4 protein-coding genes are annotated in these 25,945 nt (G+C 46.0%); all 4 read left to right on the top strand.

Annotated elements, in window-relative coordinates; genetic code table 11:
* Positions 1-79: 79 nt before the first annotated feature.
* The 4 genes from Xind_RS21985 (at position 80) to Xind_RS00375 (ending at position 25,791) form a co-directional block, all read left to right on the top strand.
* Entirely contained in the window at positions 80-205 is a 126-nt protein-coding gene (locus Xind_RS21985; RefSeq protein WP_276511035.1) for a hypothetical protein, read from the top strand.
* Positions 206-505: 300 nt separating this feature from the next.
* Complete coding sequence (locus tag Xind_RS00385; protein WP_187649234.1) at positions 506-7,702, top strand: amino acid adenylation domain-containing protein; 7,197 nt, start codon at positions 506-508, stop codon at positions 7,700-7,702.
* A complete protein-coding gene (locus tag Xind_RS00380; RefSeq protein WP_047680054.1) occupies positions 7,699-8,862 on the top strand; it encodes an FAD-dependent monooxygenase in 1,164 nt (387 codons plus the stop codon). The genes Xind_RS00385 and Xind_RS00380 overlap by 4 nt, the downstream gene beginning before the upstream one ends.
* A gap of 1,332 nt (positions 8,863-10,194) precedes the next feature.
* A complete protein-coding gene (locus Xind_RS00375) occupies positions 10,195-25,791 on the top strand; it encodes a non-ribosomal peptide synthetase (protein WP_187649233.1) in 15,597 nt (5,198 codons plus the stop codon).
* Positions 25,792-25,945 lie beyond the last annotated feature (154 nt).

Here is a 25,945-nt window from a genome sequence, read left to right as displayed (position 1 = left end):
GGACACCATAATTGCCGTACGTATAACCAGCGTGGAGAGTTATCTCGAATAATTCCGGTTAGTCGCGACACTGAGATGGATGAAGAATGGTAATACTCAGCGTATTGAAGCACTTAAAAATATAGAGGAAACATTACCTGTTGATAGTGATGCAGGATGGTTAAGTGGCGCTCTGGAAAATAGGCGGATGAATTGGCCTTGTTGAACAGTGAATAGTATTTTTATTGAAAGTACTTTTATTGAATAGAGAATACATCTTATTAAGATCCAGAGCTGTTAATTATAGCTCTGGATCGAGTAATAAAGTAATAACTAAAATTGCATACCGTAATGGAATTACAGCAGCAGGCGATTGATGGATCGATTTCTGCACGATACACACACTATCAACCGAGTTTTATTAAACCCTTAAGAGAAAATATAATGCAATATAAACTAATAGGCATTGTGCCGAGGAGAATGTAATTAATAAAATATAGCTTTCTAAATTAGAACGTCAGTAGCTATGAACACATTACCAGTTGTACCTCTTACTCAGTATCAAAAAGAAATTTGCTATGAATCTCAACGTAATCCAGAAAGTAGTCAATTCACAATATCCATCGCAAGAATATTAAAAGAAAATATTAACTTTGAAAAACTTTTTTATTCAGTTAATAAAGTTCTTAGTCATGATGTGACATGCCGATTGCGCATTATTGAACAAGAGGGTGTGTTAAGTCAGCAGATACAAAATATTACCGATAATCAAGCAGAGGTCATTGATGCAGAAGGTGAAGATGTTGCTGTCCTCTTTAAAAAATGGTCAGAGCGCGTTTTTAATCTGGATGATAAATCACTCCTTGAGATCGCCCTGTTACGAAATCTGAAAAATGGGGGTATAGCTATTTTTCTTCGTGCCCATCATATTGTTTGTGATGGTTGGGGAATAAACCAGTTAGCAGAAAAAATTGCTGATTACTATCAGAATAATGAAATTAATCCGAGAGGTTTGTCTCACAATTCTGAGAAATATATCTCAGCAATCATTGAACAAGAAACAATTCTGTCAAAACCAGAAATAGAACAACAAATAACAGAATTGGCTTTGCTTACACAACGCCACGAGCCCGTTTTTTTTAATCGGAGAAAGAAAACTCATTTATCTTGTTTCATACAGCATCGATATATACTGGCTAAGGCTGATGTTGAGAAATCTATTTCTCAAGGAGTGAATCCCTACCAAGTTATTATGTCTGCGGTAACTATTTTATTATCACGAATACATAATAACACCAAGCTAACCATAGGTATCCCGTTGCTTAACCGCCGTATTAATCAACTTAATATTGCAGGTCAATGGGCTAATACTCTGCCATTGGCTATTGAGGTCAATGCAGAGGATACCCTTATTGAGTTGGCAGCTCGTATTAAAACAGAAATCACAAAACTAAAAACGTTTGAGCATATTCCTCTTGGGCGTTTACTTAAGTCTATGGGACCGACAAAGCGTCAAGGGTTTGATGTCACTGTATCTTATAACCATTCACCTATAACAGCGACTTCTCGTGATACCTATAAAAACGAAGATATCTATGCGGCGGCAACAGCCCATGAAAATGATGCTATCGCGATCCACGTACATACCTATGGGGGCAATAGTGAAGTCGCTGTTGATATCACCGGCGCGGCAGATGTTTTCGATGATGATTATCCATTCGAAACATTTACAGCTTCCTTAGAGCGTATTACCAAACAATTGATTGCCTCACCCACACAAGCTGTTTCACAAGTAAGCCTCTCTTCGGCAGAAGAAATGGCTCAATTGGCGCTTTTTGAGCAAGGGCCAATCACAGAATTCTCGCAGCAAGAGACTTTATCAACGTTATTTGATAAGCAGGTTTCATTACACGGGGAAACCGTCGCTATCGCAAATTCTGGTGGTCAGCCTGCACTTACTTATACTCAGTTTCAGACCCGGATCGATAATATGGTGATGGTTTTACTGAAAGAGGGGGTGAGGAAAGGAGACATCGTTGCCATCTTAATGGATCGCAGCACAGATATGTTAACCGCTATCTTTGCGGTATTAAAAGCAGGCGCTGCCTACTTACCCGTAGATCCCAATTATCCGCAGGAGCGGATTGATTATATGTTGAAGGACAGTGGTGTCACGGTCATCATCTCCGACAAAATTAATCAGTCTTTAATTGCTCCATCTTATATCATTATTGATGGAGGTAACATTTCAGCGCAGGAGAATGTAAAGCAGCTCAACTTATCTACAGCGGATTCTCTGGCATATATGATTTATACATCAGGCTCTACCGGTCAGCCGAAAGGCGTGATGATTAATCATTATTCAGTGGTAAACCGGATTGAATGGATGCAGGAACGTTATCCATTGGATAACACAGATGTGATACTACAAAAAACACCGATTTCATTCGACGTATCTGTTTGGGAATTATTTTGGTGGTCGATTTCTGGGGCATCTGTTCACTTATTACCACCGGGTGCTCACAAAGACCCCTTAGAGATCATAAAAGCGATCAGTACACATCATGTGACGACATTGCATTTTGTCCCTTCTATGCTCCAGCCTTTCTTAGATATTCTGGAAGCCGAACCTGAGTTAGTAGAGAGATTAACCAGTCTGCGCCGTGTATTCACCAGCGGTGAAGCGTTACCTTCTACACGGGTTAATCAGTTCCGTAATATTTTTTCCTCTTTTGGGTTAAATGCACCCGCTTTGATCAATCTCTATGGCCCAACAGAGGCAACCGTCGATGTATCGTATTTTGAATTTCTTCCTGAAAATAATGAAGTGATCAAGCGGGTACCTATTGGTTTTCCAATCAACAACATTTCACTGAGAATTATGTCTCAGCATGGCACTCGGCAATCAATCGGTATCGCTGGTGAGTTGCAGATTAGTGGTGTTGGATTGGCCCGTGGTTATCACAATAGACCAGAATTAACTGACGAAAAATTTATTTTGGAGGGAGGTGAGCGCTGGTATCGTACAGGGGATTTAGCAAGGTGGTTATCTGACGGTAGCATCGAATATTTGGGAAGAATTGATAATCAGGTAAAAATCAGAGGTAATCGTATCGAGTTGGGAGAGGTACAAAACACGCTTGAGCATATTCAGGGAATTAGTCAGGCGGAAGTTTTACCACAGAAGAACAATAATGATGATACTTATCTTTGCGCATACTATATGATAACTAATCATGATGTAGCAATTAACCCGAATTTTACTTCTGAAAAACTGCGTAAAATCTTACTGGGATTTCTACCTGATTTCATGGTTCCTCTGAAATTTTTCCAGGTTCCTTATATTCCTCTTACACCAAATGGTAAAGTCGATCGTGGGGCGCTTGGCGCATTGGCGGAAACAGAAGTTTTGAGTCACCATGATGATGTTCAGACAGAAACAGAATATCAACTAGCAGAGATTTGGAAACGGGTATTAAAGATTGAACAACTCAGTGTGCAGGATAATTTTTATACATTAGGTGGTGACTCAATCTTAATGTTGAAAGTGCGTTCTGATGCTGAAAAGGCGGGAATAAATGTCACTCTTTCTGAATTATCACAGTATTTGACGATAGCTGAGCTGAGCCAACAAATTGACTCTGACCGTGAAATTCAAAGAACCGTTGAATTATCTCCTTTCGCACTGATCAAAGAAAAAGAGCGGGCAGCACTTTCTCAATATGAGGATGCATTCCCTGTCACCCAACTCCAACTTGGCCTGATATATCACAGCCAGCAGAGTAAAAGCCTTGCCACTTATAAAGATGTTTTCCGCTATACCCTGAAAGGAAAGTGGGAACCTGAAATCTTTCGCAAAAGTGCAGCAGCGACTATCCAACGTCATCCTGTTCTTCGTTCACACTTTAACCTGGCCGATTTCAGCGAACCTTTGCAAATCATCAATCACAGTATCGATCTTGATAATGCCATAGAGATTCAGGATCTCAGCTTATTGACATTGGCTGAATCTGAACAAATTATCAAAGAGCACATGGAGCAAAACAGTCGTCAAGACTACCAATTTGATCGTGCGCCATTATATCACATCAACTTATTCAAAACCGCAGACACTATAGAGATGGTGTTCAGTTTCCATCATGCCCTTTTGGATGGTGGTAGTGTGGCCAATTTAATACGTGAACTCTTTTTTCGTTACTTGAATGAGGGAACATATTTTTCTGAAACTGATGTAATTCCATCACCCGCTTTGTATATACAAGATGAAATTCATGCATTACAAGATCAGGAACATCAAGTGTTTTGGAAGAACATGTTTAATCGACTTCCCCGAACCCAATTTTCCAGCTACCGATTGTATGAAAGTTTGCCAGAAAATCGAATTTTTTCAAAAAAGGCAATTATTCCAAAAGAAATGGAAAAAAAGCTGGAGATCTTAGTACAGCATGAGCATGTTTCAATTAAATCAGTATTCTTTGCTGCGCATTGTTTAACTGTGGCCAAGGTGACTGCTCAGGATGAAATTGCGACTGGATTAGTCACTCATGGAAGACCGGATGCACAGAATTCAGAGCAAACGCTCGGCTTGTTTCTTAATACACTCCCTGTGCGTTTCTCTGCATTGAACAAAACATGGAAAGAGTGTATCCACTCTGTATTTAGTGCTGAACAGCGTCATGCTCCATACCGTAAATATCCACTTAATGCTATCCAGCAAGTAGCAGGTGAAGGTGCGAAAATAAGTTCCGCGTTTAACTACATTCGATTCCATATATTAAAGGAAATATTTGGTGGCCCTGATTTATCCCTCATCGGGTTTGATCCGTGGGAAGAAACTAACTTTGAAATACTGTTCAATGTCATGACTGATTTCATCACAGGCCAACATTATTTACGATGTGATTTTGACGGCAATGTTTTCTCACAAATGCAGGCTGACACTTATATGGACACTTATATGACCATATTGAACAGAATGGTCAATAGTGGTGATCAGCCGGCAACCCTAAGCCAGCCACTCACACCAAGAAGAAAGGAAATACCATCCTCAAAATTCATATCAACGTTGGACATGATTGCGAAGAACGTACGGGAGCAACCTAATGCAATCGCGATTCGTTATCATGGTGTGCAATGGAGTTATGAAAAACTCTGGTCAGAATCCGGTAAAATTGCTTCTGAACTGATTTCTAAGGGAGTTGTTCAAAATACACCGGTTGCTATTGTTCTTGAACGTTCTCCGACACTTGTTGTATCACTGATTGGTGTAATGAGAGCAGGCGGAATCTGCTTACCATTAGATCTGAGTTATCCAACTCAGCGTATTGAAGCAATGGTGGAACAGGCTCAGCCGGTATTAGCAATTGTTAATGATAAATCCGATACATTACTCAACATGGTGACAGTCCCGACCATAAGGGCAGACATGTTGACAAACGGTAATATAAATAAACATATACCGTATAGAGAAATAGTCCCTGAGCAGCCGGCTTATTTACTGTTTACCTCAGGTTCAACGGGCAAACCCAAAGGGGTGACAATGCCGCATCGTAGCCTGTCGAATTTGATTGTCTGGCAGAATGAAACGCATACGGGTAAGAATATTCGTTCTACCTTACAGTATGCACCGTTGAGTTTTGATGTTTCATTTCAGGAAATCTTCTCTACACTGACTTCTGGCGGCGAATTACACCTGATTAGTGAAGATGAACGGCGTGATCCTTTGCAGTTACTGCATATTATCAATAAATACCAGACAGAAAGAATTTACTTGCCTTACGTTGCACTGCAACAATTGGCTGAAACAGCAGTCGCATTGGATACTTACCCAAAAAACCTGAAAGTGGTTATTTCATCCGGTGAACAACTTCGGGTCACAGAAGATATCCGTCTGTTTGTTGGTCAAATAAATAACGGTATTCTTGAGAACCAATATGGTCCAACGGAAACGCATGTCATCACTGCATTTACGATGGAGGGAGTTCCACAGTCCTTCCCTGCGCTTCCCCCTATTGGTAAAAGTATTACCAATTCAGATGTTGTACTCCTTAACAGTCAATTAGAAGAAGTCGCATCTGGTGAGCAAGGTGAAATTTACGCTCGTGGTTTACCGGTCGCGCTAGGTTATTACCGTCAGCCAGAACTAACCGCAGAACGCTTTATTATGCTCAAAGACGGTGATGAGCCACTGTATCGTACTGGTGATCTGGGTGTGAAGCTTAAGGATGGCAATATTCTTTATTTAGGCCGCAAGGATACTCAGGTTAAAGTTCGTGGCTATCGTGTTGAGCTGGCGGAAATAGAATTAGCGGTATTGAGTACACCTGATGCTAATGCAGTACTAAAAGACGTTGCTGTTGTCGTTCAACAGCACGGTGAAAATGATGGTTTTCTGGTCGCATTCTTGGTTGGAGATAAAAACGAAGCATTTACAGTGCGGGTACAACAGCATTTATCTGACATGCTTCCTAAGCACATGCTCCCTTCCCAAATAGAGTGGTTAGAATCACTGCCTAAGACTCCCGGTGGAAAACGTGATGATACGGCATTACGTAATATGCGGATCATCCATGGGCATAATGATGTAGAAGATATTGCACCTCGAGACAACTATGAACAAGTATTGTGTGATCTGGCTGCGGATTTATTGAAAATACCCAGTTTATCTATCCATCAAAATTTGTTTGATAATGGTGGTACGTCATTGACAGCCATGAGAATGGTCGTTTTGGTAGATAAACATTTCGGTGTCAGCATTCCTTTGTCCCTTTTTATTAGTAACCCAACTGTCGCACAATTAGCTGTGCATGTCAGGGAAAAAGGAGGTTATCCAAAATTCAGTCCTCTTGTTCCCATGCGTACTGCGGGTCATAAACGTCCATTGTTTTTTGTCCACCCAATGGGGGGCAATGTGTTGTCTTACTTACGGTTAGTGAAGTATTTTCCCGAAGATCAGCCTTTCTATGCGTTGCAGGCTTACGGCGTGGACGCAGGATCTAAGCCATTGACCAGTATACAAGAACAAGCGACAAATTATCTGGAGGCCATACGTCAAATCCAGCCACATGGCCCATATTCAATCGGTGGCTGGTCTTATGGCGGATTTGTCGCATTCGAGATGGCGCGTCAGTTGAAAGAGCACGGAGAAGAAGTCGCAAATCTTTTCGTCTTAGATACGGTTGCTCTTAACGTGGAGTCTCAGGAAAAAGTGAATGAGGAAGCACTGTTGCGATGGTTTTTCTGGGAATTATTATGGATTAATGAAGGAGCGACTCTCCCTGAGCAGATTGTACCGGAGCATATCACTTCTTTACAGGAACGATTCGAATACATCACAGAGCATGCAATTGCCACAGGAGTCATTCCACAAGGCAGTTCTCGGGCCGTCGTACAAAGATTATTTGATGTGTATCAGACCAATTGGAAAGCGGCTACAGATTATGCCGCTTGTAAGGCAGATATCAATATGACGTTATTACATGCAACGAGTCCATTACCTGAAGTATTACGTTCTATGCATGATACGGTAAGAAGTGAGTATCGCGATCCTAAAAATGGCTGGGAGAGTAAGACAACGGGCCGTATCAATGTTATTGATGTGTCAGGTGATCATTTGGAAATTATGGAAGAGCCTTATGTGGAGGAAGTTGCAAAAACAATCCTTCGAGAAATGGGGGCGTTCTCACCCACAAAACAAGCCTTATTGGTTTCGGAGGAAGTATGAATCGTCAATTAAAAGTGATTGTCATTGGAGCAGGAATTGGTGGGTTAACGGCTGCTATAGTGTTACAGCGAATTGGCTGTGTTGTTGAAGTTTATGAACAGGCTCCAACTTTACGTACAGCAGGTTCGGGTTTGTCTGTGATGTCTAATGCTGTTGCTGCTTTATCCTCTATCGGTATTAATCTGAAATTGGAGCACTTTGGTGCTCCCATTAAGTGTTTTGAAATTAGGAACGTCCGAGATCGTCTGATACGCAAATTACCAATACCTGAAATCTCGTCTTCTAATGGATTCGATAGTGTTTGTATATCACGTAAAGCATTGCAGGAAGCTCTGCTACAGCAACTTGATAAACATATTATCCATGTCGGCGCTAAGGCCACCGAAATTTCCGAGAGCGATGATGGTATTTCTGTCCGTTTTGCTGATGGCAGAGAAGCACATGGAGATTTGCTCATTGGTGCTGATGGGATCTACTCTTTTGTTCGCGACTATATCCAAGGAAATAAGCCGGTTCGTTCAGCCGATTATATCTGTTGGTTGGCTATTACTCGTTATCAACATCCGCAGATAACACCTGGTTACGTTGGTCATTATTGGGGAGCAGGAAAACGAATAGGTTTGATTGATATAGATGGAGGTGAAGTATACTGGTGGGGAACTGCAAACATGCATACTGAGCAGGCCCGCAAATGGCAAGGTAATAATCAAGACATCCTGACATATTATGAAGGATGGCCGTCTATTGTTTCTGATATTATTTCACAGACTCCAGCCGAAAATATCATTTCTGTCTCTGCACAAGATAGGCCTTTCTCACCCCTCTGGGGAAAAGGCAGAATTACGCTTTTAGGAGATGCGGCTCATCCTATGTTGACAAGCCTTGGCCAAGGTGCGGGTATGGCTATCGAAGACGCTGCTGTTTTAGGGCATGTATTCAGGCAGCAGTCAGACCCAATTTCTGCTTTGCGTCGATACGAACAAATTCGTATTCCAAGGGCTGAAATGTTAGTTAATACATCAAGAATGCTAAGTGAAACTGAGCAAGAGGATCGTATTTTTCATCGTTTAAAAAGAGATTTGTCTTTACGCTTTGTGCCAACGGAAAAACTCAAAAAAAGTCTCGAAAACTCATTAAATTTTCCTATGGAAGATCTTTAGAGCATAAAAGAACTGGGGGCACTTTATTTAGTGAAGGATAGATTTAGTGAGGAATAGAATGAGCTGCTAAATGTACTTTTATCTGTACGTAATTTTATCTGTATTAATGTGATTACCAAGTTACACTGTCACCCGCTAGGCAGGAAGCATGTAAACCTAGCGGGTGACTCTGTCGCATAGCAGTGCCAAGGTCGGAACGGACATCAAGTCGTTTCGGCCATTTTAATTAGCCGGAAGATTATTGAAGAGTTTCAGTAATTTTCTCTAAATCCAAACCATCCGGGTCTTGATATGGACATGATTGTTCAACAATAAATCCTCGATTTCTTAGAAAGAAAATCTTATTTTGTCGTTCCTAAGCCACCCCTTATTTTTGCACGATAATTATCCCTCCAGCCTGCTTTTTTGAGCTTATTTCTTTGTCTGGCCCCCAATCACTTGGTTTGAGCATATTCAAAACGAGATGTCGGAATAATGCCAAATTCTCAATCATCCCATCCAGAGCAATCATCAAGGCTAATTAGATCATGTCACTCATTTTGCCATTAATGGAAATAAGAGATATATACAGCAAATAATTAGTTATATTATTTTTTATTTTAATATTTTTTGTCATAGGTATTTAATTAAATGAATTTTCACATTCATAATATTTTCCTATTATTAGTGTTTATTTGAAATATTTTCATTTTGGCATTAAATATAATTAATGTTTACATTTACATTAGTTGTGAAATTTGATTATTATAAAATAATATGTAGTGAAGTTAGTTTATTTTTTATATGGGAAAGTATACATGAACTTATTACAACATAATGATAAATGATATTTTTATTCGAATTACCTTATTCCTTGATTGTTAGATGCTATTAATATTTATCATCTCCAGATTTCATCTGAAATAATTTCAATTAGAAATTAATACTAAATGGAAAAAATACAGCAAGGACTTAGCGTTCATGCCAGTAGATATATTCAATATCCATTTTTATTTAGTTGTGGAATTCAGCGTCAATTAATAAAAAATTGCGTTAGATCAAAGACGCTTATCTAAAAAAGGAAAAAAAAGAAAAAAATGGAATATCTTCTTCCCGTTCATCAAATTAACCATTTATTCCGCTGTCTGGAAAATGATTGTCACATAATTTTTTGTTGTTCGGTTATTAACCGGAATATGACATCCAACACCTGAGAAAAATATTGCCTGAGCATCTTTCGATGCTTGGCGTGCCCGTTGTTATTTCTCCTAAGAATAAAAGAAAAACATTTTTGATGGTTTCTGGGAATAACAATTTTCAAATATCCAATAGATTCGTTGAGGTAGTAAGTAGATGAAAGACAGTATTACCAACATGGGAAATACCCTTGAAGCGGGGTTAGTGAATGTGTCGTCAGGAAAGATGAGTGATGACATATTTGCGGGAAAGTTTAATGGGTTATCTGAGGCTGAACGTACCTTGTTGCTGGAAACCTGGAACGCCACAGAAACCCCATATCCTGACCATGTCTGTATTCATCAGTTGTTTGAACAACAGGTAGAGAAAACCCCGGCTGCCATAGCGTTAATCGCCGGGGATCAAACACTGAGCTATGCGGAATTGAATGTCCGAGCCAACTGGCTGGCCTGTCAATTGATTGAACAGGGGATTTGCCTGGGTGACCATGTAGCGATCCTGTTAGAACGCTCAATTGAATTGGTGGTGGCTCAGTTAGCTATCCTTAAGGCTGGTGCGGTTTATGTCCCTGTTGATCCCAACATACCGGATGAACGGAAAAACTGGCTGATAAACGATTGTGCCGCCAAATTACTGCTGACTGATATGCAGGCGGAGATCCCGGCTGAATTAGTTGTTCCGCGGCTCCGTCTTACCTGTGAGACAGAACCGATCCGGGAAGAAGAGCATCATAATCTTGATTTATTGGGAGCCAGTACCGGACCAGCATATATCATGTACACCTCTGGTTCGACTGGTATACCAAAAGGGGTCATTGTGCCTCATCGGGCTGTCGTCCGGTTGGTTATCAATAATGGTTATGCTGACATCGAACCCAATGACCGGATTGCTTTCGCCGCTAATCCGGCTTTCGATGCCAGCACCTTTGAAGTTTGGGCACCGTTGCTTAATGGTGCTGCGCTGGTGGTTATTGATCATATCACGTTGCTGACGCCGCGGGATTTTGTTCAGGCGTTACAGGTGCATCGCATTACAGTCTTGTGGATGAGTGTCGGGCTGTTTAACCGACTGGTGGAGGAGCTATTCCCGGTACTGCCTCAACTTAAAATGCTGCTGGTCGGGGGAGATGTCCTCGATCCACATGTTATTGCTCAAGTCCTGCGTAAAAATCCACCACAAAAGTTATTGAATGCCTACGGTCCAAGTGAGGGAACCACGTTTACCGCGACTTACTGTATTCAGGCGTTAACATCGGGTACAACTTCTATTCCTGTTGGCCGCCCCATTGCCAACACCCGAATTTATTTGTTGGATACGGATGGTCAGCCGGTGCCGTTGGGGATGAGCGGTGAGATTTATATCGGGGGTGACGGAGTGGCCTGCGGTTATCTCAATCGTCCTGAACTGACCGCTGAACGCTTTCTCCCAGATCCATTTAGCGATAAACCGAATGCACGTATGTACCGAACCGGAGATTTGGCCCGCTATCTGCCGGACGGCAATCTGGAATTCCTGGGCCGTAATGACCAGCAGGTGAAAATCCGTGGTTTCCGGATTGAACCGGGAGAAATTGAGGCTCGGCTGGTGGAATATCCGACGATACGTGAAGCTGTGGTGCTAGCGTTAGGGGAGGGGCTTGACAAACAACTGGTTGCTTATGTGCTGACCCAAGAGAATGAAGGACTGGCCGTTCGTCTGCGTGAACATCTGAGTACGCGGTTGCCGGATTATATGGTACCGGTGGCCTTTGTGCGTCTGGATGAATTTCCATTGACACCGAATGGTAAATTGGATCGCCGGGCGTTACCGATACCGGGGGCGGACGCCTTCGCTCGTCAGGTTTATGAAGCGCCGTTAGGAGAGATGGAGATGATTCTGGCGACCCTTTGGAGTGAATTACTGGGTATTGAACGTATTAGCCGACATGACAGTTTCTTTGCGTTAGGTGGACACTCTTTGCTCGGCGTACGGATGATTGAACGCCTGCACAGTATGGGATTGACACTGGCCGCCAGTAACCTGTTTCAATGCCCAGTATTGTCAGAACTGGCCCAGACATTGGATCAACATCAAATTGTAGTAGTACCGCTGAATGTCATTACCCCAGAGAGCACTGTGCTGACACCGGCAATGTTGCCGCTGATTGATCTGACTCAGTCTGAGATTGACCTTATTGTTGAACAGGTGCCGGGCGGGATTACCAATATTCAGGATATCTATGCTCTGTCGCCATTGCAGGACGGTATTTTATTCCATCATCTGTTGGCGAGGGAAAGTGACCCCTATCTGCTGGCCTATCCGATGATTTTTGCTGACCGGGCACTGCTGGAGCGTTATCTGGCAGCAGTGCAACAGGTGGTTGATCGCCATGATATCCTGCGAACCTCATTTATCTGGCAGGGATTATCTGCACCGGTGCAGGTGGTCTGGCGTCAAGTGCCTTTATCGGTCACTGAACTGACCCTGGATCCGGCTAACGGGCCAGTGGGTGAGCAATTGTCTCACCGTTTTGACCCACGTCAGTATCGTTTTGATCTGAGTCAGGCTCCGTTATTGCGCTTTGTAGTCGCACAAGAAACAGGAGCACAAGAAACAGATGGCCGTTGGCATGTGCTGCAATTGCAGCATCACCTGATTGGCGACCATACGACAATGGAAGTAATGCACCGCGAAGTGCAGGCCTGCCTTGTCGGACAGGATGACAACTTGCCAATACCGGTGCCTTTCCGCAATCTGGTGGCGCAGGCCCGGTTGAATGTCAATCAGGCAGAACATACCCGCTTCTTTACCGACATGCTGGCTGACGTAGATGAACCAACGCTGCCGTTTGGCCTAACCGAGGTGCATCGTGATGGTTCACATGTCACACAATCGCACCGGATGTTACCACCGGAGTTAAACAACCGCCTTCGCCAACAGGCAAAACGCCTGGGTGTCAGTGTGGCAACATTGTGTCATTTGGCCTGGGCGCAGGTGTTGTCGCAAACCAGTGGTCAGGAAAAAGTGGTGTTTGGCACGGTATTGTTTGGGCGCATGGCGGCGGGGGAAGGAGCCGATAGCGGCATGGGGCTGTTTATCAATACGTTGCCGTTGCGGCTGGATATGGATGACACGTCAGTACATGACAGTGTACGACTGGCACAATCCCGACTGGCAGGATTGTTGGATTATGAACATGCCTCACTGGCGCTGGCTCAACGTTGTAGTGGGATAGCGGGCGGCACGTCACTGTTTAGTGCCCTGTTGAACTACCGGCATAATGAGCAGCCGCTGATCCCACATAAGGTTGTACCGGGTATCGAATTCCTGGGGGAACAAGAACGAACCAACTATCCGTTTGTACTGTCGGTAGAGGACGGTGGGGCTACTCTGGGGCTGACCGCGCAGGTAGTACAGCCATTTGAGCCGGATCGAGTATGTGGTTATATGCAACAGGCGCTGGCAAGTCTGGTCGAAGCGCTGGAGCGGGCACCAGAAACACCAGTACGGGCATTGAACATTTTGCCCGAAGCGGAACGTACATTATTGCTGGAAACCTGGAATGCCACAGAAACACCGTATCCTGAACAGTTATGCATTCATCAGTTGTTTGAACAACAAGTAGAGAAAACGCCAGTTGCTACAGCACTGATCGCGGGAGAGCAAATCCTCAGTTATATGGAACTGAATATCTGTGCTAATCGGCTGGCCCGTCAGTTAATTGAGCAAGGAGTTTATCCGGGTGAGCATGTTGCGATCTTGTTAGAGCGTTCCGTTGAGTTGGTAGTAGCTCAGTTAGCTATTCTCAAGGTGGGCGCTGCTTATGTCCCGATTGATCCTGGTGTACCGGACGAACGCAAGAATTGGTTGATAAAAAATTGTTCAGCTAAATTGCTACTTACCAATATGTGGGCGGATATTCCGGTTGGTCTCCTGGCTGTTCCGTTATTGCGTTTTTCTGCTGAGATGAGCACCATCAGGGAAGAAGATTACCTCAATCTTGACTTACCCGCTTCCAGTACTGGATCAGCGTATATCATGTATACCTCTGGCTCGACTGGCACACCCAAAGGCGTGGTAGTACCTCATCGTGCGGTAGTTCGGTTGGTTATCAATAATGGTTATGCTGAAACTGGACAGGATGACCGGGTTGCCTTTACCGCTAATCCGGCTTTCGATGCGAGTACTTTCGAAGTCTGGACGCCTTTGCTCAACGGTGGCGCGCTAGTGATCATTGACCACGTTACCTTGTTGACACCTCAGGCGTTTATACAGGTTTTACAGACCCATCGGATTACTGTCCTGTGGCTGACGGTTGGATTGTTTAACCGACTGGCAGCGGAGTTGGCTCCGGTTCTTCCACAGATCAATATCTTGATTGTCGGAGGGGATGTTCTTAATCCGCATGTGATCGCTCAGGTCCTGCGTAATAGCCCGCCTCAGCAGTTATTGAATGGCTATGGGCCGAGTGAGGGAACGACGTTTACCACGACATACCGTATCACTGAGTTGCCAGTAGGGACGACAAAGCTTCCCATTGGTCGGCCAATCTCTAACACACGCCTCTATTTGTTGAACGCTTATGGTCAACCTGTGCCACTGGGGGCGACTGGTGAGATTTATATCGGTGGAGACGGCATTGCCTGTGGTTATCTTAATCGGCCTGAACTCACGGCTGAACGCTTCCTGGTTGATCCCTTTAGTGACCAACCGGCTGCGCGCATGTATCGGACCGGCGATTTGGCCCGCTATCTGCCGGACGGCAATCTGGAATTTCTGGGCCGTAACGACCAGCAGGTGAAAATCCGTGGTTTCCGGATTGAACTGGGGGAAATTGAAACTCGGTTGAAGGAGTATTCTGCGGTACGTGAGGCTGCGGTGCTGGTACTAGATGGCAGCCAGGACAAACGGCTGGTCGCCTATATCGTAGCGCAAGCAGATGACAGATTAATCAACGATCTGCGTGCCCACTTAAGCGCAATCTTGCCTGATTATATGGTGCCAGCGGCTTTTGTCCGTTTAGATGAATTCCCGTTGACGCCGAATGGTAAACTGGATCGTCGGGCATTGCCTGTGCCGGGAGAGGAAAACTTTGCCCGTCAGGTCTATGAAGTGCCGCAAGGGGAAACTGAAATTGCCTTGGCAGCTATCTGGTGTGAGTTGTTGGATGTTGAGCAAATCAGTCGGTATGATAATTTCTTTGCTCTGGGTGGTCATTCGTTGTTGGCGATGAGAGTGATGAACCGTGTCGCGGCTTTCGGTGCTGAACTGCCGCTGACCACATTATTTAAAGCGCCTGCTTTGCTGGCTTTTGCTAAGGCGGTTGATGAGCGTTTAAATGAACAGAGTGGAGTATTGCCCGCCATCACACCGACACCCCATGACGCAGCGCTACCCCTGTCATTCGCGCAACAGCGGCTGTGGTTTCTGGCGCAATTTGAGGGGATTAGTGATACCTACCATATTCCGTTGGCACTGCGTTTACGAGGCCAGCTTGATATTCATGCCTGGCAGCAGGCACTGAATCACCTGTTTGCCCGTCATGAAGCATTACGTTCCGTTTTTATCACAGTAAACGAGCAGCCTCAGGTTGAACTCCTGCCGATGGAATTTGGTCTTCCGATGAAAAAATACGATCTGCGTAAAGCTTCTGAGGTGGATGAGCAACTTAAGCATTTGTGCGAGCAGGAAGCTAAAATGCCGTTTAATCTTGCCTGCGGTCCCTTAATTCGTTCTGTTCTGATACAACTGACTGACGATGAGTATGTCTTCCTGTTGACCCAACACCATATTGTGTCCGATGGCTGGTCTTTAGGGATATTGAAATCAGAACTGAGTGCGCTTTATTCAGCCTGCCTAAACCAACAGCCTGATCCGTTGCCGCCGTTGGTCATCCAATACCCTGATTATGCGGCATGGCAGCGTCAATGGCTTTCTGCTGAGAGGGTTCAGGTTCAATCTGATTATTGGCGAATGGTGTTGGCTGACGCGCCAGTCTTGCTGGATTTGCCAACCGATCGACCACGACCTCCCGAACAATTGTTTGCAGGGAACCTGTGGCCTATCAATCTGGACACAGAGTTAACGGCATCCCTTAAGCGTCTGAGTGAACAACAGGGGATCACGTTATTTATGACCTTGCTATCAGCCTGGTCAATAGTCTTGTCTCGTTTGTCCGGTCAGGATGATTTGGTCATCGGTACACCCAGTGCTGGTCGCAGCCGTCAGGAAGTGGAATCCTTGATGGGTTTCTTTGTTAATACTTTGGCGTTGCGTATCGACTTATCGGGTGAGCCTAATGTGACGGAGTTGCTGTCGCGTGTGCGGCAAACCGCGCTGGCGGCCCAGGAGCATCAAGATTTACCCTTTGAACAAGTGGTAGAAATTGTACAACCCCCGCGTAGGCTGTCGCATACCCCATTGTTTCAGGTGATGTTTGCCTGGCAGAGCAACGAGATTGTGGAATGGAGATTACCGGGGCTGACAATTTCACAGATCGATCAACCTTTTGATGTCGTTAAGTTTGATCTTGAACTTAATCTGTTTGAAGAGGAGGACAGGGTTGTCGGTTATCTCGGTTATTCAACCGCTCTGTTTGATCAATCGACAATCGAACGACATGTTGGATATTTGCACACAATACTGCAAGCGATGGTCGCTAATATTCAGCAGCCGATCGGGGAAATTAATCTCTTGGCACCAGCAGAGCGTCAGTTGTTGCTGGAAACCTGGAACGCCACAGAAACCCCATATCCTGACCATGTCTGTATTCATCAGTTGTTTGAACAACAGGTAGAGAGAATCCCGGACGCGATAGCAGTAAGGTATGAAAACCAGATGCTCAGCTATGCTGAATTGAATACTCGTGCCAACCGATTAGCACATCAATTGATTGTATTAGGTGTAGTACCAGATCAACCAGTGGCTATTTGTGTGACACGATCACTGGAGAGAATAGTAGGATTACTGGCGGTGCTGAAAGCAGGTGGTGCTTATGTGCCATTGGATCCGGCTTATCCGTGTGAACGTTTAGCTTATCTGCTCACTGATGCTGCACCAACTATAGTACTGGCGGATAATATTGGACGGGCGGCACTGAGTGAAGAAACATTGAAGACACTGATTGTAATCGATCCAAATTCCTTACCAAATCAACCGGACAGTAACCCGCAACTTTTTGATCTCACCTCACGGCATCTGGCGTATGTGATCTACACTTCCGGGTCCACCGGCAGACCGAAAGGGGTGATGATTGAACATCAGAGTCTGGTTAACTTAACGCTGGAACACATTGCTCAGTTTGATGTTGGTGTTACCAGCCGGATGTTGCAGTTTGCTTCATTTGGCTTTGATGCCAGCGTCTGGGAAATCATGATGGCGTTAAGCAGTGGAGCTATGCTGATTATTCCGACTGAAACAATCCGGCAAGACCCGCACCGCCTCTGGCAGTATCTTGAAGAGCAGTCGGTGACGCACGCTTGTTTGACACCCGCCCTGCTGCGGGATGGGGCTGATTTACCGGCGCTGGCGATAAAGCCGACCGTGATACTGGGCGGTGAAGCACCCAGTCCGGCGCTAATCCAGACATTAAACCGTCAGGCCACGCTGTTCAATGCTTATGGCCCGACGGAAATCACCGTTTGCGCCACCACCTGGAATTGTCCGTCAGACTATACAAGAGGATTAATTCCCATCGGTAGACCAGCAACTAACAAACGTGTCTATCTGTTGGACAAACACGGTCAGCCGGCACCGCTGGGCGCGGTAGGTGAGTTATATATTGGCGGTGTGGGTGTGGCCCGTGGCTATCTCAATCGCCCTGAACTCACTGCTGAACGTTTCCTGACAGATCCGTTTAGTGATGACGCTGATGCCCGGATGTATCGCACCGGAGATTTAGCCCGTTACCTGCCGGATGGCAATCTGGTGTTTGCCGGTCGTAATGACCAGCAAGTTAAAATCCGTGGTTTTCGGGTTGAACTGGGGGAAATCGAGGCGCGCCTGACTGAATACCCGGCGGTGAGTGAAGCGTTGGTACTGGCGTCGGGTGATGGTCAGGATAAGCGCTTAGTTGCCTATGTAGTGACAAATAATATAGTGGCAGAAACGGATAACGGGATGGCCGCCAGTCTGCGTGAATATCTGAGTGATATTTTACCGGATTATATGATTCCGGCAGCTTTTGTACGTCTGGATGAATTCCCATTGACACCGAATGGTAAATTGGATCGCAGAGCGTTGCCGGCGCCCAATCAACATGCTTTTGCCCGCCAGGTTTACGAAGCGCCGCAAGGGGAAATTGAGAACGCGCTTGCTACTATCTGGAGTGAATTGCTGGAGATTGAGCGGATTAGCCGGCACGACAGCTTTTTTGCCCTGGGGGGCCACTCGCTGTTGGCAGTACGGATGATTGGGCGTTTACGGAGTATGGGGTTAGGCATTTCGGTACAAACGTTATTCCAGCATCCGACATTAAATGTACTGGCTCAGTCTTTGTCTCAGCATTGTGAGATCAAGGTGCCTGATAACGGTATTACACCGGATACGTCTGTGTTAACACCGGAGATGTTGCCGCTGATTGACCTCACTCAGCTTGAAATTGACTGTATTGTTGATCAGATACCGGGGGGAATGGCTAATATTCAGGATATCTATGCTCTGTCACCGCTACAAGATGGCATTCTGTTTCACCATTTGTTGGCGAATGAAGGTGATCCCTACTTGCTGATAACGCAACAGGCTTTTGCAGATCGGCGTTTGCTGGATCGTTATCTGGCCGCGGTTCAACAGGTGGTTGATCGCCACGATATTCTGCGTACTGCTTTTGTTTGGCAAGGATTGTCCGTTCCGGCGCAGGTGGTTTGCCGTCGGGCACCTTTATCAATCACTGAACTGGTGTTGAACCCGATTGACGGACTTGTCGGTGACCAGTTGACTCAACGTTTTGACCCGCGTCGGTATCGTATCGATCTTAGTCAAGCACCGTTGTTGCGTTTTGCGGTGGCACAGGAAACCGATGGACGCTGGATCCTGTTGCAATTGCTGCATCATCTGATTGGCGACCATACCACGCTGGAAGTGATGAACCACGAAGTGCAGGCCTATCTTACTGGACGGGAAGAGGGTCTGCCTGCTCCGGTACCTTTTCGTACTTTGGTAGCTCAGGCTCAACTGGGAATAAGTCAGGAAGAACATACCCGTTTCTTTACCGATATGCTGGCGATGGTGGATGAGCCGACGCTGACATTCGGATTAACGGAAGTACACCATGACGGCTCGCAGGTGACGGAATCGCACAGAATGCTGACGCCTGCACTGAATAACCGTCTGCGTAATCAGGCTCGGCGTTTGGGCGTCAGTGTGGCGGCGCTGTGTCATTTGGCCTGGGCACAGGTATTGTCGCGTACCAGTGGTCAGAAACAAGTGGTATTTGGCACAGTGTTGTTCGGACGTATTCAGGCTGGTGCAGGCGCCGACAATGGCATGGGGCTGTTTATTAATACCCTGCCATTACGATTGGATATAGATGAAACTCCGGTACGAGAGAGTGTACAGGCCGCTCATACCCGATTGGCAGGATTATTAGCGCATGAACATGCATCATTGGCGCTGGCTCAACGTTGCAGTGGGGTAGCCAGTGGGACACCACTGTTTAATACGCTGTTGAATTACCGACATAATACACAGCCGGTCACGCCGGATGAGATCATCAGCGGAATTGAATTCCTTGGGGCACAGGAGCGGACCAACTATCCGTTTGTCTTGTCGGTAGAGGATGGTGGTTCCAATTTGGGGCTGACTGCTCAGGTAGTACAACCATTTGATCCAGAAAGAATATGTAGTTATATGCAACAGGCTCTGGAGAGCTTGGCAGAAGCGCTTGAACAAACGCCGGAAACGCCGGTACAGATGTTGGAGATTCTGCCAGAAATTGAACGCACATTGTTGCTGGAAACCTGGAATGCGACCGAAACAACTTATCCTGACCAACTGTGCATTCATCACCTGTTTGAACAACAGGTGGAGAATACCCCGGATGCCACAGCGTTGCTATATGAAAACCAATCCATTAGCTATGCGGAATTGAATATCTGTGCTAATCGACTGGCTCGTCAATTAATTGAGCAAGGAGTTTATCCGGGGGAACATGTTGCGCTCTTGTTAGAGCGATCTATTGAGCTGGTTGTGGCTCAGTTAGCTATTCTCAAGGCGGGTGCTGTTTATGTCCCGATTGATCCTGGTGTACCGGACGAGCGGAAGAACTGGTTGATAAAAGATTGTTCAGCCAAATTGCTGCTCACCGATATGTGGGCGGATATTCCGGCTGACCTCCTGACTGTGCCGATATTTCGTTTCTCTGGTGAGATGAGCACCATCAGGGAAGAAGATCGCCTCAATCTTGATTTACCCGCTTCCAGCACTGGATCGGCGTATATCATGTATACCTCTGGCTCTACCGGTACACCCAAAGGCGTGGTAGTGCCTCATCGTGCGGTGGTTCGGTTGGTTATCAATAATGGTTATGCTGAAACCGGACAGGATGACCGGGTTGCCTTTACCGCTAATCCGGCTTTCGATGCGAGTACTTTCGAAGTCTGGACGCCTTTACTTAACGGTGGCGCGCTGGTGGTCATCGACCATGCAACCTTATTGACACCCCAGGCATTTGTACAGGTTTTACAGGTTCACCGGATTACTGTCCTGTGGCTGACGGTTGGATTGTTTAACCGACTGGCAGCGGAGTTGTCTCCGGTTCTCCCACAGATCAATATCTTGATTGTCGGAGGGGATATTCTTAATCCGCATGTGATCGCTCAGGTTCTGCGTAATAGCCCGCCTCAGCAGTTATTGAATGGCTATGGGCCGAGTGAGGGAACGACGTTTACCACGGCATACCGTATCACTGAATTGCCGGTAGATATGACAAAACTTCCCATTGGCCGACCCATCGCTAACACACGCCTCTATTTATTGAACGCTTATGGTCAGCCAGTACCACTGGGGGCGATCGGTGAGATTTATATTGGTGGAGACGGTGTTGCCTGTGGTTATCTTAATCGGCCTGAACTCACGGCTGAACGCTTCCTGGCTGATCCTTTTAGTGATAAACCGGCTGCGCGTATGTATCGGACCGGCGATTTGGCCCGCTATCTGCCGGATGGTAATCTGGAATTTGTGGGGCGTAATGACCAGCAAATTAAAATCCGTGGTTTTCGGATTGAACCGGGGGAAATTGAAGCTCGGCTGACAGAACATTTTGCGGTACGTGAAGCGCAGGTATTAGCACTGGGTGATGGGCAAGATAAACGTTTGGTCGCTTATGTGTTAGCAGAACCGGATGACGGATTGGCAGTGAGCCTGCGTGAGCATTTGAGTGCTCTGTTACCTGATTATATGGTGCCTGCGGCTTTCGTCTGTTTGACCGCATTCCCGCTAACCTCTAACGGCAAGTTGGATCGCCGGGCATTGCCAGCTCCGGGAGAGGAAGACTTTGCCCGTCAGGTTCATGAAGCTCCGCAAGGAGAGATAGAAACGGCGTTAGCGGCTATCTGGCGTGAGTTGTTAGGGGTTGAACAGATTAGTCGACATGATAATTTCTTCGCGTTGGGGGGCCATTCGTTGTTGGCTGCACGGGTGATGAACCGTGTGGCAGCTTTCGGTGTTGAACTACCGCTTGTTACCTTGTTTATGTCACCCTCTCTGGCTGCTTTTGCGGAGAGGATCTACACACAACGTACCTACACACAATGTAATGAGAATAGTGACAGGTTGCCTGAGATTACACCGGTATCCCGCGATAGTGCTTTGCCATTGTCATTTAGCCAGCATCATCTGTGGTTCCTCGCGCAGTTTGAAGGGGTGAGTGATACTTACCATATCCCTGTAATACAGCATTTGCGTGGTCAGTTTGATATCAGTGCCTGGCAGCGGGCGCTTAATGCTCTGTTTGCTCGCCACGAAGCTTTACGTTCTGTCTTTGTGACGGTTGATGGTCAACCCCAAGTCGCTTTATTACCGGCTGAACCCGGTTTGCCCATGAAGAAGTATGATCTGCGAGGCGTACCTGACGCGGATGGACAACTTAAGCGTTTGTGTATGGAGGAGTTTGGGCTATCGTTTGATCTTACTCAGGGGCCATTAATCCGTTCCAGTTTGATACAGCTAGCAGACGATGATTATGTATTTCTGCTGACCTTGCATCATATTATTTTTGATGGTTGGTCTTTAGGGATACTGAAATCAGAGCTAAGTGCACTCTATACGGCTTTTCTGACAGGTCAACCTGATCCACTACCACCGTTGATGATTCAGTATCCTGATTATGCTGCATGGCAGCGTCAGTGGCTTTCGATAGAACGCTTACAGTCCCAATCTGACTGCTGGCGTACCATGTTGGCTGATACACCGATACTGCTTGATTTACCAACCGATCGTCCACGTCCTTCTCAGCAGTCGTTTATAGGGAGTTCATTGCCCATCAATCTGGATGAAGTGTTGACTAAATCCCTCAAGCGCCTGAGTGAGCAGCAGGGTACGACGTTATTCATAACTATTCTGTCAGCTTGGGCTATGGTTCTGTCACGTCTGTCAGGTCAGAGTGATCTGGTTATCGGTACACCTTGTGCTGGACGTGGTCGTCAGGAAATTGAATCCCTGATAGGTTTCTTTGTCAATGTATTGGCTTTACGCATCGACTTATCGGGCACTCCGGATGTGACAGAATTACTTGCACGTGTTCGGCAAACTACGTTAGCTGCACAGGATAATCAGGATCTGCCATTTGAACAGGTGTTGGAAATTGTGCAACCGCCGCGCAGACTGGCGCATACTCCGCTGTTCCAGGTAATGTTTGCCTGGCAGAACAATGAGAAAATAGAGTGGAAATTGCCAGCGCTGGAAATCTTACCAGTTGATCAGGTTTTTAATGTGGTCAAGTTTGATCTTGAACTTAACCTGTTTGAGGAAGAAGGCAGAATTGTAGGTACTCTGAATTATGCAACAGCCTTGTTTGATCAACAAACAATCCAGCGGTATGTGGGGTATTTGCACACCGTATTGCAAATGATGGTGGCTAACCCACAACAACCAATCAGGGAAATTGATATTTTGTCACCGGCGGAACGTAGACTATTGCTGGAAACGCGGAATGCGACTGAAATAGCGTATTCTGAACAGGTGTGTATCCATCAATTGTTTGAGCAACAGGTGGAGAAAACCCCAGATGCTACAGCGGTGATACATCAGGAGCACATCTTAAACTACGCAGAACTGAATGTTCAGGCTAACCGGTTAGCTCATCAGCTTATCTCTCTGGGGGTAGTATCGGACCAGCGGGTGGCGATTTGTGTGCCACGTTCGCCAGCGATGGTAGTGGCGCTATTGGCAGTACTGAAAGCGGGGGGCGCTTACGTACCACTGGATCCTGCCTATCCGAGTGATCGTCTGGCGTATATGCTGAATGATGCCGCTCCGTTGGTAGTACTGGCGGATAATACAGGGCGTACCGCATTGGGTGAAGAAGCACTGGCAAAATTAACTGTACTTGACCCGAATATCCTGCCTGACCAATCGGACAACAACCCGCAGGTTCCTGCGTTAACTTCACGGCATCTGGCCTATGTGATTTATACTTCTGGTTCTACCGGAATACCGAAAGGGGTGATGATTGAACATCGTGGGTTGGTCAACCTTATCCGGGATAAAATCAGCCAATTTGACATTCATTCTCATAGCCGGATGTTGCAATTCGCTTCATTTGGTTTCGATGCCAGCGTCTTGGAAATCATGATGGCATTGTGTGGTGGTGCCACCCTGGATATTCCTGCCGACACGGTTCGTCAAGATCCGTGCCGCCTCTGGCATTATCTGCAAGAACAGGCAGTGACTCATGCCTGCCTGACACCAGCTCTGTTGAGGGATGGTGTGGATTTACCGACGATAAACAGAAGACCAACATTGATACTGGGTGGGGAAGCTCCTAGTGCGGTGCTGCTCCAGGCACTGCGTGGCCGGGCTACGCTGTTCAATGCTTATGGCCCGACGGAAATCACGGTATGTGCCACCACTTGGCGTTGTCCGGCAGATTATATTGGTACATTAATTCCTATCGGACGTCCGACAGCCAACACTTGTGTCTATCTTCTGGATGCCAGTGGTCAGCCGGTTCCACTGGGAGCGGTAGGGGAGCTGTATATTGGTGGTGACGGTGTCGCGCGTGGCTATCTTAACCATCCTGATCTGACCGCTGAATGCTTCCTGGCTGACCCGTTTAGTCAGACACCGGGGGCACGGATGTACCGCACCGGCGATTTGGCCCGCTACTTGCCGGATGGTAACCTGATATTTGTTGGCCGTAACGACCAGCAAGTGAAAATCCGGGGATTCCGTATTGAACCGGGTGAGATAGAAGCCCGGCTGGTGGAGTACCCGGCAGTGCGTGAAGCTATCGTACTGACTTTGGGTAATAAGCAGGATAAACGTTTAATCGCTTATGTTGTGGCGGAAGAAGATAACAGATTAGTAGCCCGTTTGCGTGAACATCTGAGTGCTATTTTGCCTGATTATATGATGCCGGCGGCTTTTGTACGCCTGAACGCATTTCCTCTGACCCCTAACGGTAAGCTGGATCGTCGGGCACTGCCGGAGCCTGATCAAAATGCCTTTGCTCATCAAGCCTATGAAGCTCCACAGGGGGAGGTTGAGATTGCATTGGCAACCATCTGGCGTGAATTGCTGGAGGTTGAGCAAATAAGCCGGTATGACAATTTCTTTGCGTTGGGTGGACACTCGCTGCTTGCTATGCGGATGATAAATCTTGCCGCAGGTCGTGGTTTGATGTGTACACTGAATAACCTATTCCAATTCCCTGTACTGGCTGAACTGGTATCAAAAATCACATTAGATCCACTGTCTCAGCCGCAAAGCGGGGCGATACCTGTACGGCCATCCGGAACAGAACCGCCGTTATTCTTTGTGCCCAGTGGAATGGATGATTACTCCTATATCTTTGGATTAGCTAAACATATTCAATCAGACTATCCGATTTATGCATTACCTTGGCCGTCCATTGATGAAGAACAGATATCGACTATTGAAGCATTGGCTACCAAAATGATCGCCTTTATGAAGACGGTTCAACCGGAAGGCCGATACCGGATCTACGGTTACTCTTCTGGTGGTGTACTGGCTTATGCCATTGCCCAACAACTTTTGAATGCCGGTGAGACCGTCGATTTCCTGGGTTTGATTGATACGCCTGCCCCTCACTGTTTCAGGCATCAGGTCATTCAACCAAAACTCCAGTTTCTTGTTGAACTGGCAAAACAATCGGGCAGGGAACATAGAGAGGAAATTGCGGTATTGCATCAGAGAATTGATAAACTGAATTTGGTGCAATTTATTGCCGCGGCGCAGGAACTGGAACTCTACCCGCCGAACCTGCGTCCTGACTTGATCGCAAGGCGTTGGGAACAGATGGTAAATTATATGCAACTGGTCAAAAAATATGAACCACAAGCCTTGGCGATAACACTCCACCAGTTCTATGCAAGAGAATCTTATCCGCAACTCCCTTTCGTTACGGAAGCTGCATTACCCTCCTTGAGTACGGAACCGTCGTTAGGCTGGAAGCAAATTGTGCCTGATTCTTTGCTCCAGCTAACATCTATACCGGGCGACCATTTTAGCCTGATGGAGGATAGTAAAAATAAAACCATTTTGGCTAAAACCTTAAGTATGGCATTGGCAATGGATTGTGAAGCGGAGGCAGTGTAATGTCAGTGATATTGCAGGAATAGCAAGCGATTATTGACGGCGATATTGTCCGGTCAAAGATGTTTTTATCATGGCCGGACATCTCTCCCAAATAGAATTAAGGAAAAGAATCTATCACCTTATCCCAATTCAGTATTTGAGGGAAAGAGTTAAT

Source organism: Xenorhabdus indica (assembly GCF_014467235.1).
Classification (GTDB): domain Bacteria; phylum Pseudomonadota; class Gammaproteobacteria; order Enterobacterales; family Enterobacteriaceae; genus Xenorhabdus; species Xenorhabdus indica.
This window is presented reverse-complemented; position numbering and strand designations above follow the sequence as displayed.

Bases quoted from the DNA above. Each gene is read 5' to 3' on its own strand.
- Xind_RS21985 (WP_276511035.1), top strand. From the start codon at position 80: ATGAAGAATGGTAATACTCAGCGTATTGAAGCACTTAAAAATATAGAG.
- Xind_RS00385 (WP_187649234.1), top strand. From the start codon at position 506: ATGAACACATTACCAGTTGTACCTCTTACTCAGTATCAAAAAGAAATT.
- Xind_RS00380 (WP_047680054.1), top strand. From the start codon at position 7,699: ATGAATCGTCAATTAAAAGTGATTGTCATTGGAGCAGGAATTGGTGGG.
- Xind_RS00375 (WP_187649233.1), top strand. From the start codon at position 10,195: ATGAAAGACAGTATTACCAACATGGGAAATACCCTTGAAGCGGGGTTA.